Consider the following 17,571-nt stretch of genomic DNA (forward strand, 5'->3'; position numbering starts at 1 on the left):
CATTGATCATCAGCAACGCAACCTTTTTGGGTGACGGAGGAATCTCATGCTCAACATACTCAAAAATTGGAAGAATCAGCAGAATGCGGCTTCCAACTTAGAACGGTATACAAAAGAAGACATACTGAAGGGTGAAATTCCCGCACACATTGCCATTATTATGGACGGAAACGGACGCTGGGCGAAGAAGCGTTCACTCCCTCGGATTGCAGGACATCATGAAGGAATGAAAGTGGTAAAAAGGGTGACAAAGCTCGCAAGTCAGCTCGGCGTTAAATTTCTGACTCTTTATGCGTTTTCAACGGAGAACTGGAAGCGCCCGAAGATGGAAGTCGACTTTTTGATGAAGCTTCCGGAAGAGTTCCTGAATACGTATCTTCCTGAATTAATAGAGGAAAATGTACAGGTGAAAATTATCGGAGATGAATCCGCGCTCCCTTCTCATACGTACAGGGCGATTGAGAAGGCCGTAAAAGATACAGAACAAAATGACGGGCTGATTCTCAATTTCGCTTTGAACTACGGCGGACGCACGGAAATCGTCAATGCGGCAAAAGCACTGGCTGAACAGGTGAAAAGCGGCACGCTGAATATCGAAGACATTGATGAAGCGCTCTTTTCCGGGCATTTAATGACAGAATCAATCCAGGACCCGGAGCTGCTCATCAGAACGAGCGGAGAAATCAGATTGAGCAACTTTATGCTTTGGCAGGTGGCTTACAGTGAATTTGTTTTTACAGATGTCCTGTGGCCCGATTTTAAAGAAGATCACTTTCTGCAGGCAGTGGGAGAATTTCAGCAGCGGGGCCGGAGGTTTGGCGGAATTTAGAGGATGGTGGAAATGAAACAAAGATTGTTAACAGGTGTTCTGGCAGCGGCATTATTTTTATTTTTGGTTATTTTCGGAGGATTGCCGTTCACCGTATTTGTTTACGTGATGGGAAGTATAGCGCTTTTTGAGCTTTTGCGGATGAAAAAGCTCAGATTTTTTTCTTTTCCGGGTCTGATCAGCCTCTTGTTGTTATGGCTGTATATGATGCCGGACAAATATCATTTTTTCGATGCGAAAATGGAAGTAACGATTTTCGCTGTATTGATTCTGCTCAGCTATACGGTGCTCGTGAAAAACACCTTTACGTTTGACGAAGTCGGGTTTATCGTTCTCGCGACGGTATATATCGGACTGTGTTTTCATTATTTTATTGAAATCAGAAACATTGAAACAAACGGGCTTTTGTATATCTTTTATGCCTGCGTTGTCATATGGTCAACGGACTCAGGCGCATATTTCGTCGGAAAGTCGCTCGGGAAGCGGAAGCTGTGGCCCGAAATCAGTCCCAACAAAACGGTGGAAGGGTTTCTCGGCGGTATTGTCATCGCCCTTATTTTTACGGCTGTTTTTCAGCTGTTTGCGCACCTTCCGATTTCATACCCGGTTCTATTGGTCATCACGCTTGTTCTGTCTGTATTCGGACAGATCGGGGATTTGGTTGAATCAGCGCTTAAGCGGCACTATGATGTGAAGGATTCGGGAAAAATCCTTCCCGGGCACGGCGGCATTTTAGATCGATTTGACAGCTTTTTGTTTGTCATGCCGTTCTTATACTTTCTGCTTGCGCTTTTTTCATGAGAAAGGCTAATATGAAAATAAGACCGATCTGGACGCATAGAATGGGAGTGGCATTTTGAAGAATATTTGTCTTTTAGGAGCAACAGGATCAATAGGGGAGCAGACGTTAGACGTATTGCGCATGCATCAAGATCAGTTCCGTCTCGTCTCGATGACTTTCGGTAAAAACGCCGAGAAAGCGATCCCGTTGATCAGAACGTTTCAGCCGAAATATGTAGCAGTCGGCGACATGGATACATACCAAAAAGTGAAAGAAGCGTCTTTTTCTCATGAATGTCAAATCGGCATCGGAGAAGAAGGCCTGATTGAAGCGGCAGTCATGGACGAAGTGGATATCGTGGTCAATGCGCTGCTTGGAAGCGTCGGTTTAATCCCGACTTTGAAAGCGATTGAACAGAAAAAAACAATTGCGCTTGCAAATAAGGAAACTCTCGTCACTGCCGGGCATATAGTGAAAGGACACGCAAAACGATACGGTGTTCCTCTTCTTCCGGTTGACAGCGAACATTCCGCTATTTTTCAGGCGCTGCAAGGCGAACAGAGCAAAAATATCGAGCGCCTGATCATTACGGCATCCGGCGGCAGTTTCAGAGATAAAACGCGGCAGGAGCTTGAGTCTGTAACGATTGCCGACGCCCTTAACCACCCGAACTGGTCGATGGGTGCAAAAATTACGATTGACTCGGCTACAATGATGAATAAAGGACTTGAAGTCATTGAGGCGCATTGGCTGTTTGACATTCCGTATGAACAGATTGACGTTGTATTACATAAGGAGAGCATCATTCATTCGATGGTTGAATTTCACGACAGAAGCGTCATCGCCCAGCTCGGAAATCCGGACATGAGGGTGCCGATTCAATATGCGCTGACATATCCGGACCGGCTGCCTCTGCCTGAAACAAAAAGGCTTGAATTATGGGAGATCGGAAGCCTCCATTTTGCGAAAGCTGACTTTGAAAGGTTCCGCTGCTTACAATTTGCCTTTGAATCAGGTAAAATAGGGGGAACGATGCCGACGGTTTTAAATGCGGCCAACGAAGAAGCCGTTGCCGCTTTTCTTGCCGGACGGATTTCATTCTTATCGATTGAGGACCTGATTGAAAAAGCATTGGACCGCCACAGCGTAATTCAGGATCCGAGTCTTGCGGATATCCAAGAAGTGGACAAAGACACCCGGGGATACGTTAATTCAATACTCACATAAGGTGGTATGTTCGTGAATACAGTTATCGCGTTTATTATTATTTTCGGAACGCTCGTTTTTTTCCATGAGCTGGGGCATTTATTGCTCGCCCAAAGAGCGGGAATCCTTTGCCGTGAATTTGCGATCGGCTTCGGCCCTAAAATCTTTTCATTTAAAAAGAATGAAACCGTGTATACGATCAGACTCCTTCCGGTCGGCGGGTTCGTCCGCATGGCCGGTGAAGACCCGGAGATGATTGAAGTCAAACCCGGTTATACCGTCGGGCTTCTTTTTAATAAAGATGACGAAGTGGAAAAAGTCATCATTAATCAAAAGGAAAAATATCCCGACGCTTTAATTATCGAGGTGGAGACGGCTGATCTTGAGCACGAAATGAAGATTACCGGGTACGAGCAGGGGAAAGAAGATGAACTGGCGGGCTTTACTGTCAGTCAGACCTCTTTTTTTATCGTAGACGGAGAAGAAGTGCAGATTGCGCCTTACAATCGACAATTCGGGTCTAAACCCGTATGGAAGCGGATTAAGGCGATTGCTGCCGGTCCGATAATGAACTTCATCTTAGCGTATGTCATTCTCGTCATGCTTGGATTCATTCAAGGCGTGCCTTCGAATCAGCCTGAGCTCGGGAAGCTGACAGACAATGGACGCGCAGCGGCTGCCGGTTTAAAAGAAGGCGACTATATCCAGAGCATTAACGGTGAAAAAATGAGGTCATGGACAGACATCGTGACAGCGGTAAAAGAAAATCCCGGAAAAAAAATCGATGTCGCCGTCAAACGGGACGGCAAATCGTTTCATATCTCGGTTACACCTGAAGCTGTAAAAGATGAAAATAAAAAAACAATCGGCCGCTTCGGCTCTTATGCGCCGACTGAAAAAGGCGCGCTTGCAGCGATTGCCTATGGCGCGACATCTACCGTTGATGTCACAAAAGCGATTCTGACCAATCTGAGCAAACTTGTGACAGGCCAGTTTAAGCTTGATATGCTTTCGGGTCCTGTCGGCATTTATGATATGACGGATCAAGTTGCAAAAACCGGTATTATCAACCTATTCCAGTTTGCGGCGTTTTTAAGCATCAACCTGGGAATTGTCAACCTGCTGCCGATACCGGCGCTTGACGGCGGGCGGCTGCTGTTTTTATTCATTGAAGCAATCCGCGGCAAGCCGATAAACCGTGACAAGGAAGCATTTGTCGTATTTATCGGCGTAGCTTTCTTAATGCTTCTTATGCTGGTTGTCACATGGAACGATATCCAGCGTTTATTCTTATAATTGACTAGTAAAAAATCAGAGGTGCGAAGACATGAGACAAAGTTTGACGCTTATTCCGACCCTGAGAGAAGTGCCGGCTGATGCTGAAGCAAAAAGCCATAAGCTTCTGCTGAGAGCGGGATTTATCAGACAAAATACGAGCGGGGTTTACAGCTATATGCCCCTGGCTTACAGGGTCATTCAAAACATTCAGAAGATCGTGCGTGAAGAAATGGAAAAAATCAACGCGGTGGAAATGCTGATGCCGGCCCTTCAACAGGCTGAAACATGGCAGGAATCGGGCAGGTGGTATACGTACGGGCCTGAATTAATGCGTCTGAAAGACCGCCACGGCCGTGAATTTGCTTTAGGCGCGACACATGAAGAAGTCATTACTTCTCTCGTGCGCGATGAGGTGAAATCTTATAAGCGTCTGCCGCTCACTCTTTACCAGATCCAGTCTAAATTCAGAGATGAAAAACGCCCGCGTTTCGGGTTATTGCGCGGACGCGAATTCATCATGAAAGATGCGTATTCTTTCCATGCTTCTGAAGAAAGTCTGGAGGAAACATACCAAAACATGTACGGCGCATACAGCAGCATATTCGCACGCTGTGAATTAAACGTCCGTCCCGTTATTGCCGACTCGGGCGCGATGGGCGGAAAAGACACGCATGAATTTATGGCTCTTTCTGAAATAGGGGAAGATACCATCGCTTATTCCGATGGATCCTCTTACGCAGCCAATACGGAAATGGCGGAAGTTGTCATGAACAGCGAGCCGTCAGATGAAACCCCCGAGGCATTGGAGAAAATTGATACGCCTAATGTCAAAAGCATTGAAGAGCTCGCTTCGTTCTTGCAGATCGAGCCGAGCGCCTGCATCAAATCAATGCTGTTTAAAGCTGATGACCGATTTGTTCTCGTGTTAGTAAGAGGCGATCATGAGGTCAATGACGTGAAAGTGAAAAACCTTCTGAACGCGGAAGTGGTTGAGCTTGCGTCTCATGAAGAAGTAGCGGAGAAACTTGGCGCGGAGCCGGGATTTGCGGGGCCGATCGGCGCTGCCGGCGACATTGAGATTTATGCCGACCAAGCCGTGAAAGTAATGGTAAACGCCGTTAGCGGCGCGAATGAAAAAGACCGTCATTACCGAAACGTAAACATCGAACGTGACGCGTCAGTAAAAGCATATGCCGATCTTCGAATCATTCAGGAAGGCGATCCGTCACCTGACGGAAAAGGCACGATCCGTTTCGCTGAAGGGATTGAGGTCGGACAAGTCTTTAAACTCGGCACGCGTTACTCTGAAGCGATGAATGCGACATACCTTGATGAAAACGGGCGTGCGCAGCCGATGCTGATGGGATGTTACGGAATCGGCGTGTCCAGAACGCTTTCAGCCATCGCTGAACAGCATCACGACGAAAAAGGCTTGATCTGGCCGAAAAGCGTTGCTCCGTATGATCTTCATATTTTGGCGCTGAATATGAAAAACGAAGCCCAAAAAGAGCTTGCTGAACAGCTTTACGGCAAATTCCAGGCGGAAGGTTATGAGGTATTATACGATGACCGCGCTGAACGCGCAGGCGTGAAGTTTGCTGATTCTGATCTGATCGGCCTTCCGATCCGCATCACTGTCGGAAAACGTGCCGACGAAGGCATCGTAGAAGTGAAAATCCGCAAAACCGGTGAATCTGCCGAAGTTTCAGTGGATGAGCTTTCTGAATTTATTAAGACGAAGTAATCACCATAACGAATCATACAAAATCATGTTAAAATAGAGAAAAAAGAAGGTACCTCATCACCTGCGGAGGTACCTTCACTTATGATGTTTTAAGGGAGGGATACTGTCTGAATGGAACAGTTATCAGTAAACAGAAGACAGTTTCAGATTCTTCTGCAGCAGCTTAATATGACAGATGATACCTTCATGACATACTTTGAAGACGGAGAGATTGATAAACTGACAATCCATAAAGCAGAAAAGGCCTGGCATTTCCAATTTCGCTTTAAGGCTCTTTTGCCGTATCAAATATATGATTCATTCATGATGAGGTTAACACAATCGTTTGCTCACATCGCCCGTGTCACATCGTCTGTTCAGGTCATCGACCCTACAGTGACAGAGGAGCTTGTACAGGATTATTGGACACGCTGTATTGAAGAGCTTGAAGGAACCTCGCCGCCGATGGTGGCTCTTTTGAATCAGCAGAAGCCGAAGCTCAAGGGAAACAAACTGATCGTGAAAACAAAAACAGATACAGAAGCATCTGCGCTCAAAAATAAATACTTCGCGCTGATTCAGCACAGCTACCGCCAATTCGGCTTTCCGGAACTGCAGCTGGATACCGAAATTTTCGTATCTGACCAAGAAGTCCAGAAATTCCGCGAGCAAAAGCTTGCTGAAGATCAGGAGCGGGCGATGCAGGCGCTTATCGAGATGGAGAAGAAGGAAAAAGAGGGCGATGAGGATCAGGCACCGTCCGGACCGCTTGTCATCGGCTATCAAATTAAAGAGAACGAAGAAATCCGGACGCTTGACAGCATCATGGATGAAGAAAGAAGAATTACGGTGCAGGGGTTTGTGTTTGATGCTGAAACACGCGAGCTGAAAAGCGGACGCACGCTCTGCATTTTCAAAATCACGGACTATACAAACAGCATTTTAGTAAAAATGTTCGCCAGAGAAAAAGAAGACGCCGCTTTGATGAAAACGCTGAAAAAAGGCATGTGGGTGAAGGCGCGGGGAAGCATTCAAAACGATACATTCGTCAGAGACCTCGTCATGATTGCAAATGACGTGAATGAAATAAAAGCCAAAACCCGTGAAGACACCGCTCCTGAAGGCGAAAAACGGGTTGAGCTTCATCTGCATTCTCCGATGAGCCAAATGGATGCTGTAACGGGCGTCGGAAAACTTGTCGAACAGGCGAAAAAATGGGGACATGAAGCGATTGCGTTAACTGATCATGCCGTTGTGCAGTCTTTCCCGGATGCCTATTCCGCCGCGAAAAAACACGGCATTAAAATGATTTACGGATTGGAAGCCAATATCGTAGATGACGGCGTTCCGATCGCATACAATCCAGCTCACCGTCTCCTGGAAGAAGACACATACGTCGTCTTTGACGTTGAAACGACAGGTCTGTCCGCAGTGTATGACACCATCATTGAGCTTGCCGCAGTCAAAATAAGAGGCGGAGAAATTATCGATAAATTCGAAGCGTTCGCCAATCCGCACCATCCGCTGTCAGCAACGACGATAGAGCTTACCGGGATTACGGACGACATGGTCCGCGACGCTCCCGATGTCGTTGACGTCGTCCGGGATTTTAAAGAATGGATCGGCGATGACGTGCTTGTGGCTCATAACGCCAGCTTTGATATGGGATTTTTAAATGTGGCGTACAAGCGACTTTTGAAAACGGAAAAAGCGAAAAATCCGGTCATTGATACGCTGGAACTCGCGCGTTTCCTGTATCCTGAGTTTAAAAATCACCGCTTAAATACGTTATGTAAGAAGTTTGATATCGAATTAACCCAGCATCACCGAGCGGTCTTTGACGCTGAAGCAACGGGCTACCTGCTGTTGAAAATGCTCAAAGATGCCGCTGAAAAAGACATTTTTTATCATGATCAGCTGAATGAGAATATGGGACAATCCAATGCTTATCAGAGATCAAGACCTTATCACGCTACATTGCTTGCCGTAAATGAGACCGGCCTTAAAAATCTGTTTAAGCTCGTGTCCATTTCTCATATTCAATATTTCTACAGAGTGCCGCGCATTCCGAGGTCGCAGCTTAATAAATACAGAGAAGGTCTGTTAATCGGCTCTGCCTGTGACAGGGGTGAGGTCTTTGAAGGCATGATGCAAAAATCTCCCGAAGAGGTTGAAGATATCGCATCCTTCTATGATTATCTTGAAGTGCAGCCGCCGGAAGTATACAGACACCTTCTGCAGCTTGAGCTCGTCCGGGATGAAAAAGCGCTGAAAGAAATCATCGCCAACATCACGAAGCTCGGAGAAAAATTGAATAAGCCGGTCGTGGCTACGGGAAATGTCCACTATTTAAACGATGAGGATAAAATTTACCGGAAGATCTTAATATCTTCCCAAGGCGGCGCCAACCCGTTAAACAGACACGAACTGCCTAAAGTGCACTTCAGAACGACAGATGAAATGCTGGAGGCTTTCTCCTTCCTCGGTGCGGAAAAAGCGAAAGAAATCGTGGTTGACAATACGCAGAAAGTCGCTTCGATGATCGATGAGATCAAACCGATCAAAGACGATCTGTACACGCCGAAAATTGACGGGGCTGATGAAGAAATCCGTGAAATGAGCTATCAGCGCGCCAGAAGCATTTACGGTGAAGAGCTTCCCGAAATTGTGGAAGCGAGAATAGAAAAAGAATTAAAAAGTATCATCGGTCATGGGTTCGCCGTTATTTATCTCATCTCTCATAAGCTTGTAAAACGGTCTCTGGATGACGGTTATCTCGTCGGCTCCCGGGGGTCCGTCGGTTCATCGCTTGTGGCGACCTTAACGGAAATCACTGAAGTGAACCCGCTCGCTCCGCACTACGTGTGCCCGAGCTGCCGATATTCCGAATTCTTTAATGACGGATCAGTCGGTTCCGGTTTTGACCTGCCGGATAAAAGCTGCCCGTCTTGCGGCACACCTTTGAAAAAGGACGGGCATGATATCCCGTTTGAAACGTTCTTAGGCTTTAAAGGTGACAAAGTACCCGATATCGACTTGAACTTCTCAGGTGAGTACCAGCCGCATGCCCATAACTACACGAAAGTATTGTTCGGTGAAGATAACGTGTATCGCGCGGGAACGATCGGCACCGTCGCGGAAAAGACGGCTTACGGATATGTGAAAGGCTATGCGGGCGATCACAACCTGCACATGCGCGGCGCGGAGATCGACCGTCTGGTGCAAGGCTGCACCGGCGTTAAGAGAACGACCGGCCAGCACCCGGGGGGGATTATCGTTGTCCCGGATTACATGGATATTTACGATTTTTCACCGATACAATTCCCGGCAGATGCGACGGGGTCTGAATGGAAAACGACTCATTTTGACTTCCACTCCATTCATGACAACCTGCTGAAGCTTGATATATTAGGGCACGATGATCCGACCGTCATCCGGATGCTTCAGGATTTAAGCGGAATTGATCCGAAGACGATTCCGACAGATGATCCGGAAGTTATGAAGATTTTCCAAGGCACAGAATCGCTAGGCGTCACTGAAGAGCAGATCGGCTGTAAAACGGGGACGCTCGGCATTCCTGAATTCGGGACGCGATTTGTGCGGCAGATGCTTGAGGATACGAAGCCGACTACGTTCTCCGAGCTTGTCCAGATTTCCGGGCTTTCTCACGGAACGGACGTATGGCTCGGCAATGCGCAGGAACTGATACACAACAATACGTGTGAACTGAGCGAAGTGATCGGCTGCCGTGATGACATTATGGTTTACTTGATCTATCAGGGCCTTGAGCCTTCACTGGCCTTTAAAATCATGGAATTCGTCCGTAAAGGCAAAGGCCTGACGCCGGAATGGGAAGAAGAAATGAAAAAGAACAATGTGCCGAACTGGTATATTGATTCATGTAAAAAAATCAAATACATGTTCCCGAAAGCTCACGCCGCCGCATACGTGCTGATGGCGGTGCGGATTGCCTATTTTAAAGTACATCACGCGCTTTTATATTATGCTGCGTATTTTACCGTCCGCGCAGATGACTTTGACATTGATACAATGATTAAAGGCTCGACCGCCATCAGAGCGGTGATGGATGATATCAGCTCTAAAGGGCTTGATGCTTCGCCGAAGGAGAAAAACCTCCTTACCGTGTTAGAGCTTGCGCTTGAAATGTGTGAGCGCGGCTATTCCTTCCAGAAGGTCGATCTATACCGTTCGAGCGCTTCGGAATTTATCATTGACGGCAACAGTCTCATCCCGCCGTTCAACTCAATTCCGGGACTCGGAACCAACGCCGCTCTCAATATTGTGAAAGCGCGGAAAGAAGGGGAGTTCCTTTCAAAAGAGGATCTTCAAAAACGCGGAAAAGTGTCAAAAACCATTTTAGAGTATTTAGACCGTCACGGCTGTCTTGAGTCGCTTCCGGACCAAAATCAGCTGTCTCTGTTTTAAGCTTTGTGCACAGCCTCCGAGCGGAGTTTGATTTGCATTAAATATATGGTTATGGTATAGTTTTATTGGAAATGCTAACGATTACCGAGGCAAAGAGTGGGGAAACCCGCTCTTTTGTATTGAACAGGCAATTTTGCCTCGACATGTCCATCGTTTTCTCAATGCCCCTGCTCTTTTGAAGCAGGGTTTTTATGCAGAGGAACGGCTGATATGATATCGACAGCACAAGGAGGAAAAACATGAGCAAAAAAGTGACTGATACCGTTCAAGAAATGGCTCAGCCCATACTGGATGACCTTCAGCTTGAACTCGTAGACATTGAATTTGTCAAAGAGGGTCAAAACTGGTTCCTTCGCGTGTTTATTGATTCCGAGAACGGTGTTGATATTGAGGAGTGCGCCAAAGTCAGCGAAGCGTTAAGCGAAAAGCTGGATGAGGCCGATCCGATCACCCAGAACTACTTTCTTGAAGTATCTTCTCCTGGAGCCGAGCGTCCATTAAAGAAAAAAACCGACTTCGAAAAATCACTGGGCAAAAATGTGTACATGAAAACGTACGAACCGATTGACGGTTTAAAAGTGTTTGAAGGCAAATTGGCTGAATTCGATGGACAAACTGTTACAATAGAGATGACGGTCAAAACAAGAAAGAAACGGGTCAATATTCCGTATGAAAAAATAGCTAACGCAAGATTAGCTGTAACATTTTAATGAATGAAGTATTAGTGTTTAAGGGGGGAGACCGCTAACATGAGCAGTGAACTATTAGATGCTCTCACTATTCTTGAAAAAGAAAAAGGCATCAGTAAAGACATTATCATCGAAGCAATTGAAGCTGCCTTAATTTCCGCGTATAAGCGAAATTTTAACCAGGCGCAAAACGTACGGGTCGATCTGAACCGTGAGACGGGCACGATCCGCGTGTTCGCAAGAAAGGATGTCGTAGACGAGGTATACGATTCAAGACTTGAAATCTCGCTTGACGACGCCCAGCACATCCATCCGAACTACCTTGTCGGAGATGTCGTTGAAATAGAAGTAACGCCGAAAGACTTCGGCCGCATTGCTGCGCAGACGGCGAAACAAGTGGTGACGCAGCGTGTCCGTGAAGCTGAGCGCGGCGTGATTTACTCAGAATTTATCGATCGTGAAGAAGACATCATGACGGGAATTGTACAGCGCTTAGACAGCAAGTTTATTTACGTGTCTCTCGGCAAGATTGAAGCGCTGCTGCCCGTCAATGAACAAATGCCGAATGAGAGCTATAAACCGCACGATCGGATTAAAGTATTTATTACAAAAGTCGAAAAAACGACAAAAGGGCCTCAGATCTATGTATCAAGAACGCATCCTGGTCTGTTGAAGCGTCTTTTTGAAATCGAAGTGCCGGAAATTTATGACGGAACGGTCGAACTGAAATCCGTTGCCAGAGAAGCGGGCGACCGCTCTAAAATCTCCGTCCGCACTGATGATCCTGACGTTGATCCGGTCGGTTCATGCGTCGGTCCTAAAGGCCAGCGCGTGCAGGCGATCGTCAATGAACTGAAAGGCGAAAAAATTGATATCGTCAACTGGTCTGATGATCCGGTTGAATTTGTTGCCAATGCGCTCAGCCCGTCTAAAGTGCTGGATGTCATCGTCAGCGAAGAAGAAAAAGCCACGACTGTCATCGTTCCTGATTACCAGCTTTCTCTGGCAATCGGAAAAAGAGGGCAAAACGCCCGCTTAGCTGCGAAACTGACAGGCTGGAAAATCGATATCAAAAGTGAAACGGATGCAAGAGACCTTGGCATCTATCCGAGAGAGCATGAAGAAGATGACGATTTAGAGCCGCTCTTTATGGAGCCTGAAACAGCCGAATCGGATGAATAAGAGGTGACTTTAGGTGAATAAGCGAAAAAAAATTCCTCTGCGCAAATGCGTGGTAACGGGGGAAATGAAGCCTAAAAAGGAACTGATCCGAATTGTCCGTTCTAAAGAAGGAGAGATTTCAGTCGATCCGACCGGAAAGAAGAACGGGCGGGGTGCCTATATCACCCTTGAGAAAGAATGCATCTTAGCTGCGAAAAAGAAAAACACATTGCAAAATCAATTTCAATCACAAATCGATGACCAGATTTTCGAAGAATTGCTGGAACTGGCGGAAAAGGTGAAAAAATAACATGTCTGGAATGGAATGGTTTCCCTTGCTGGGTCTGGCCAATCGAGCTCGTAAGGTCGTGTCGGGCGAGGACTTGGTTATAAAAGAAATTAGAAATGCGCGTGCAAAACTTGTTCTGCTGACAGAAGATGCATCTGCGAATACTGCAAAAAAAGTATCCGATAAATGCAATTATTATAAAGTGCCTTATAAAAAAGTCGAAAGCCGCGCTGATCTCGGCCGCTCTATCGGCAAGGAATCACGTGTCGTTGTCGCCGTCACTGACCAAGGTTTTGCGAATAAGCTGATCAGCTTGCTCGATTAATATTTTTGGGGGTGAACGAATGGCTAAAATGAGAGTTTACGAATATGCAAAAGCCATCAATGTTTCAAGCAAGGAAATTTTGACTGCGCTGAAAAACATGGATATAGTAGTAAATAACCATATGGCAATGCTTGAAGAAAAGACCATTAAGCAGCTTGATGCGAAATTTAAAAAAGGCGGCGCCGGCGTTACATCTCAGAAGCCTGCGGAAACGAACAAAAACAAGCCGCAAGGGATTAATCAGCAGCCTGCTGGGAATCAACCAAACAAAATTCGAGACGGAAAGAAGAATGACGTGCAGAATAATCAATTTAACAAAAACAAGAAGAATAACAACAACAACAAAAACAAAAACAAACGCAATCATAACAACAAAAATCAGTATCAGCAAAAACCGCTGAAGCCGAAAAAAGAGCTTCCTGAGAAAATTACGTTTTCCGGCTCTTTAACAGTCGGAGCTTTAGCCGAGGAACTGGGCAAAGAGCCGTCTGAACTCATTAAAAAACTGATGCTTCTGGGCGTAATGGCTACCATTAATCAGGAGCTTGACAAAGACACAATCGAACTGATCGCATCTGAATACGGTGTAGAAACAGAAGAAGTGATTGTGCTTGAAGAAACTGAGCTTGAAAAATATGAAGAGGCTGACAAAGAAGAAGATCTTCAAATCCGTCCGCCTGTCGTGACGATCATGGGCCACGTTGACCACGGGAAAACGACCCTCCTTGACAGCATCAGAAAAACAAAAGTTGTTGAAGGTGAAGCCGGCGGAATCACCCAGCATATCGGGGCTTACCAGATCGAAGAAAACGGCAAAAAAATCACGTTCTTAGATACTCCGGGACACGCGGCGTTCACAACAATGCGTGCGCGCGGTGCGGAAGTAACTGATATTACCATTTTAGTCGTAGCGGCTGATGACGGCGTTATGCCGCAGACAGTCGAAGCCATCAACCATGCGAAAGCGGCTGAGGTTCCGATTATCGTTGCCGTGAATAAAGTGGATAAAGAAAGCGCGAACCCTGACCGTGTCATGCAGGAGCTGACTGAATACGGACTCGTTCCTGAAGCATGGGGAGGAGAAACAATTTTCGTTCCTCTGTCCGCTCTTACAGGCAAGGGAATTGACGAGCTTGTCGAAATGATTCTGCTTGTCAGTGAAGTGGAAGAGCTGAAAGCCAATCCGAACCGTCAGGCAAAAGGAACGGTTATTGAAGCTGAGCTCGATAAAGGAAGAGGATCTGTCGCGACACTTCTCGTTCAAACGGGAACATTGAATGTCGGAGATCCGATCGTTGTCGGAAATACATTCGGCCGCGTGCGGGCCATGGTCAATGATCTCGGCCGCCGCGTGAAAACAGCCGGACCGTCCACACCTGTAGAAATCACGGGCTTAAACGACGTACCGCAGGCTGGCGATCAATTCCTCGTCTTTAAAGACGAAAAAACAGCCCGTTCTGTCGGTGAAGCACGCGCTTCCAAGCAACTGGAAGAACAGCGCAGCGACAAAGCGAAGCTGAGCCTCGATGATCTGTTTGAACAAATTAAACAAGGCGATGTCAAAGACATCAATTTAATCGTAAAAGCTGACGTTCAAGGTTCAGCCGAAGCGTTAACAGCCGCTCTTCAAAAAATTGAAGTAGAAGGCGTAAAAGTGAAAATCATTCACACAGGCGTCGGTGCGATTACGGAATCAGACATCATTCTCGCATCTGCTTCAAATGCAATCGTTATCGGGTTTAATGTGCGCCCAGACGGAAATGCTAAGAGCACGGCTGAAGCTGAAAATGTAGATATCCGTCTTCACCGTATCATTTACAAAGTCATCGAAGAAATTGAAGCGGCGATGAAAGGAATGCTTGATCCTGAATACGAAGAAAAAGTCATCGGCCAGGTTGAAGTGCGCCAAACATTCAAAGTGTCGAAAATCGGTACGATTGCCGGCGGATATGTAACAGACGGCCATATTACACGTGACAGCGGACTCCGCCTGATCCGTGACGGCGTGGTCATCTTCGAAGGGGAAGTAGACGTTCTGAAACGCTTCAAAGATGATGTGAAAGAAGTTTCACAAGGATATGAATGTGGTATTACAATTAAGAAATACAATGACATTCGCGAAGGCGACATCCTTGAAGCGTATGTCATGCAGGAAATCGAAAGAAAGTGATCGGATTTGCGGAATGTGAATGCATCATTTATGATGCGGGATCATTAAAGGAGAAACGAGCCGTTCTGAAGCGGATTATAACGAGGGTTCAGAATAAGTTCAACGTGTCGGCCGCAGAAATCGGCTATCAGGACACTTGGCAGCGGACCAGCTTCGGAATCGCCGTCGTCTCCTCCTCTCACGTTCAGGCGGAAAAGGAGATCCAGCGCGTACTCGCGTTTATTGACTCCTTTCCCGAAATAGAACGGACGATCACTAGAACAGAGTGGTTTTAACTTAGAGGTGATTGAATTGAGTATGAGAGCAAACCGTGTCGGCGAGCAGATGAAAAAAGAGCTCGGGGATATTATCAGCCGAAAGCTGAAAGACCCGAGAATCGGATTTCTCACTGTAACAGACGTACGTGTTTCAGGTGATTTACAAATAGCGAAGGTGTATATCTCCGTTCTCGGCGGAGAGAAAAAGAAAGAGGAGGCGCTGAAAGGGCTTGAGAAAGCGAAAGGATTTATCCGTTCCGAAATCGGCAGCCGAATCAGACTCCGCAAAACGCCTGAGCTTGAATTTGAATTTGATGAATCAATTGAGTACGGCAACCGTATTGAAACATTGATTCACGAACTGCATTCAGATAAACCGTCTGAATAACAAGGAAAGAGGATGGGCGAGTGTCGTCTGTCCTCTTTTCTGCGTTTTACGGGATACAATTGATAACAAAGGAGCGAAAGACATATGGTTAACGGAGTTCTCCTTTTACATAAACCGGTCGGCATGACTTCTCACGACTGTGTAATGAAAATAAGAAAACTGTTAAAAACAAAGAAAGTCGGACATACGGGAACGCTTGATCCGGAAGTGTCAGGCGTACTGCCGATCTGTGTCGGACGGGCCACAAAGATTGTTGAGTACGTCACCGACAAGTCAAAAACGTACGATGCTGAGATCACTCTCGGCTTCTCCACATCGACCGAAGACCAGACTGGAGAAACGGTCAGCGTAAAATCTGTCAAGGAGCCGCTGAAAGAAGCGGATATCAAAGCCGTTTTAGACGAACTGAAGGGACCGCAGGAGCAAGTGCCGCCGATGTATTCCGCTGTAAAGGTCAACGGGAAAAAGCTCTATGAATACGCCAGAGCCGGTATTGAAGTGGAGCGGCCGAAGCGGAATATCACGATTGAAGATATCGCGCTCACTTCCCCTGTCACTTATAAAGAAGACACAGCATCATTCCGCTTTACAGTCACGTGCTCAAAGGGCACTTACGTGAGAACATTGGCGGTGACAATCGGTGAAAAACTCGGCTATCCCGCGCATATGTCGCATCTCATCCGCACCGCTTCCGGCGATTTCAGCCTTGATGAGTGTTTCACGTTTGAGGAACTTGAACAGCAGGTTTCAGACGGAACGGTTGCAGAGCATGCCGTGCCGATTGAAAGAGCGCTCAATCATTTGCCGAAATGGGTCATAAGTGATACATTAGCTAAGAAAGCTGAAAACGGGTCAGTGTTTGACATCCCGGCGGAATTTTCTGCAATGACAGCTGACGCCCGTATAGCGGTCTGTACTGAAGACGGAGAATGTGTGGCCATTTATATGCCGCATCCTTCAAAAAAAGGACTGCTGAAACCGGCTAAAGTGCTCATGCAAAAAAGCGAACAATAAGAAAAAAGGTGACCGTTCTGTGAAGACGATACATATTTCTCATCCGCATCATTTACAAAAAGAAGAGCAGCCGGCGTCTGTCATGGCGCTCGGCTACTTTGACGGCGTTCATTTGGGACACCGGAAAGTAATCGGAACAGCCAGACAAATAGCCGAAGAAAAAGGCCTGTCGCTGGCCGTTATGACGTTTCATCCCCACCCTTCCCATGTGTTGGGCAGGGACAAAGAGCCAAAGGATCTGATTACGCCGCTTGAAGATAAAATCAGCCAGATCGGGCGTTTAGGCGCTGATGTGCTGTATGTCGTAAAGTTTGATGAAGCGTTTGCGTCTCTTTCTCCAAAACAGTTTGCCGAGGAGTATATTTTAGGGTTAAACGCGCGTCACGCTGTGGGAGGCTTCGATTTTACGTACGGAAAATACGGAAAAGGCACGATGGAGACGCTGCCGGACGATTTAAACGGCAAGGCCGGATGCACGACTGTCGAGAAACAGACCGAGCAGGACAGAAAGATCAGCTCCACTTATATCCGGTCAGCGCTGCAGGATGGTGACGTTGAACTTGCGCACACTCTTCTCGGCCAGCCGTATTTTATCCGGGGCACTGTGATTCACGGAGACAAAAGAGGCCGCACCATCGGTTTTCCGACCGCGAATGTCGGCCTGCACAACAGTTATATCGTGCCGCCGACAGGCGTGTATGCAGTGAAAGCCGAAATAAAAGGCGAGGTGTATGAAGGCGTCTGCAACATCGGCTACAAACCGACCTTTTATGAAAAGCGTCCCGATCAGCCGTCAATTGAAGTACATTTGTTTAATTTTCAGCAGGATGTATACGGAGAAGACGTTAAAATCGAGTGGTACAAACGAATCCGAAGCGAACGGAAGTTTAACGGCATCGATGAACTGACGGCTCAGATCGGGAAAGACAAACAAGAAGCGATCCGTTTTTTCAGCAAATAACGGAAAAAACATCAAAAGTACACAAATTTTCTTCTAAAAGATTTGCATATGGGC

Annotated in this window: 15 protein-coding genes; all 15 read left to right on the forward strand. The window is 46.7% G+C overall.

Going from position 1 to position 17,571, the window contains the following annotated elements:
• Positions 1 to 46 precede the first annotated feature (46 nt).
• On the forward strand, positions 47 to 829 hold the full coding sequence (locus tag NYE62_RS08420) for an isoprenyl transferase (protein ID WP_342497357.1): 783 nt from the start codon (positions 47 to 49) through the stop codon (positions 827 to 829).
• A gap of 3 nt (positions 830 to 832) precedes the next feature.
• Positions 833 to 1,630 (forward strand): phosphatidate cytidylyltransferase, encoded by a 798-nt coding sequence (locus NYE62_RS08425; RefSeq protein WP_007409796.1) that lies wholly within the window; start codon positions 833 to 835, stop codon positions 1,628 to 1,630.
• Positions 1,631 to 1,685: 55 nt separating this feature from the next.
• Positions 1,686 to 2,837, forward strand: a complete 1,152-nt coding sequence (gene dxr, locus NYE62_RS08430; RefSeq protein ID WP_003154208.1) for a 1-deoxy-D-xylulose-5-phosphate reductoisomerase — start codon at positions 1,686 to 1,688, stop codon at positions 2,835 to 2,837.
• 6 nt (positions 2,838 to 2,843) lie between these two features.
• Complete coding sequence (rseP, locus tag NYE62_RS08435; protein WP_007611459.1) at positions 2,844 to 4,112, forward strand: RIP metalloprotease RseP; 1,269 nt, start codon at positions 2,844 to 2,846, stop codon at positions 4,110 to 4,112.
• A gap of 31 nt (positions 4,113 to 4,143) precedes the next feature.
• On the forward strand, positions 4,144 to 5,838 hold the full coding sequence (proS, locus tag NYE62_RS08440) for a proline--tRNA ligase (protein ID WP_342497358.1): 1,695 nt from the start codon (positions 4,144 to 4,146) through the stop codon (positions 5,836 to 5,838).
• A 111-nt stretch (positions 5,839 to 5,949) separates the two neighbouring features.
• Positions 5,950 to 10,263: a PolC-type DNA polymerase III gene (locus NYE62_RS08445; protein WP_040238135.1), complete on the forward strand. Its 4,314-nt coding sequence runs from the start codon at positions 5,950 to 5,952 to the stop codon at positions 10,261 to 10,263.
• Positions 10,264 to 10,502: 239 nt separating this feature from the next.
• The gene (gene rimP, locus NYE62_RS08450; RefSeq protein ID WP_342497359.1) at positions 10,503 to 10,973 is read left to right on the forward strand and encodes a ribosome maturation factor RimP; all 471 of its coding nucleotides are present in this window, start codon (positions 10,503 to 10,505) and stop codon (positions 10,971 to 10,973) included.
• A gap of 39 nt (positions 10,974 to 11,012) precedes the next feature.
• Positions 11,013 to 12,134, forward strand: a complete 1,122-nt coding sequence (gene nusA / locus NYE62_RS08455) for a transcription termination factor NusA (protein ID WP_003154195.1) — start codon at positions 11,013 to 11,015, stop codon at positions 12,132 to 12,134.
• Positions 12,135 to 12,147: 13 nt separating this feature from the next.
• Positions 12,148 to 12,423 carry a glucose-induced regulator RulR gene (gene rulR, locus NYE62_RS08460; protein WP_003154193.1) on the forward strand — a complete coding sequence of 92 codons (276 nt, stop codon included), beginning with the start codon at positions 12,148 to 12,150 and terminating at the stop codon, positions 12,421 to 12,423.
• A gap of 1 nt (position 12,424) precedes the next feature.
• Positions 12,425 to 12,727: a YlxQ family RNA-binding protein gene (locus NYE62_RS08465; protein ID WP_003154192.1), complete on the forward strand. Its 303-nt coding sequence runs from the start codon at positions 12,425 to 12,427 to the stop codon at positions 12,725 to 12,727.
• A 19-nt stretch (positions 12,728 to 12,746) separates the two neighbouring features.
• A complete protein-coding gene (gene infB / locus NYE62_RS08470; RefSeq protein ID WP_015417484.1) occupies positions 12,747 to 14,897 on the forward strand; it encodes a translation initiation factor IF-2 in 2,151 nt (716 codons plus the stop codon).
• Positions 14,894 to 15,172, forward strand: coding sequence for a DUF503 domain-containing protein (locus NYE62_RS08475; RefSeq protein WP_003154188.1), 279 nt, complete (start codon positions 14,894 to 14,896; stop codon positions 15,170 to 15,172). Before infB ends, NYE62_RS08475 begins: the two co-directional genes overlap by 4 nt.
• 16 nt (positions 15,173 to 15,188) lie before the next feature.
• Complete coding sequence (rbfA, locus tag NYE62_RS08480; RefSeq protein ID WP_003154185.1) at positions 15,189 to 15,542, forward strand: 30S ribosome-binding factor RbfA; 354 nt, start codon at positions 15,189 to 15,191, stop codon at positions 15,540 to 15,542.
• Between the two features lie 84 nt (positions 15,543 to 15,626).
• A complete protein-coding gene (gene truB / locus NYE62_RS08485) occupies positions 15,627 to 16,556 on the forward strand; it encodes a tRNA pseudouridine(55) synthase TruB (protein WP_095352146.1) in 930 nt (309 codons plus the stop codon).
• A 19-nt stretch (positions 16,557 to 16,575) separates the two neighbouring features.
• Positions 16,576 to 17,517 (forward strand): bifunctional riboflavin kinase/FAD synthetase, encoded by a 942-nt coding sequence (gene ribF, locus NYE62_RS08490; RefSeq protein ID WP_007611467.1) that lies wholly within the window; start codon positions 16,576 to 16,578, stop codon positions 17,515 to 17,517.
• Positions 17,518 to 17,571: the final 54 nt, after the last annotated feature.

Source organism: Bacillus sp. FSL K6-2861 (genome assembly GCF_038630725.1).
GTDB classification, from domain to species: Bacteria; Bacillota; Bacilli; order Bacillales; family Bacillaceae; genus Bacillus; species Bacillus velezensis.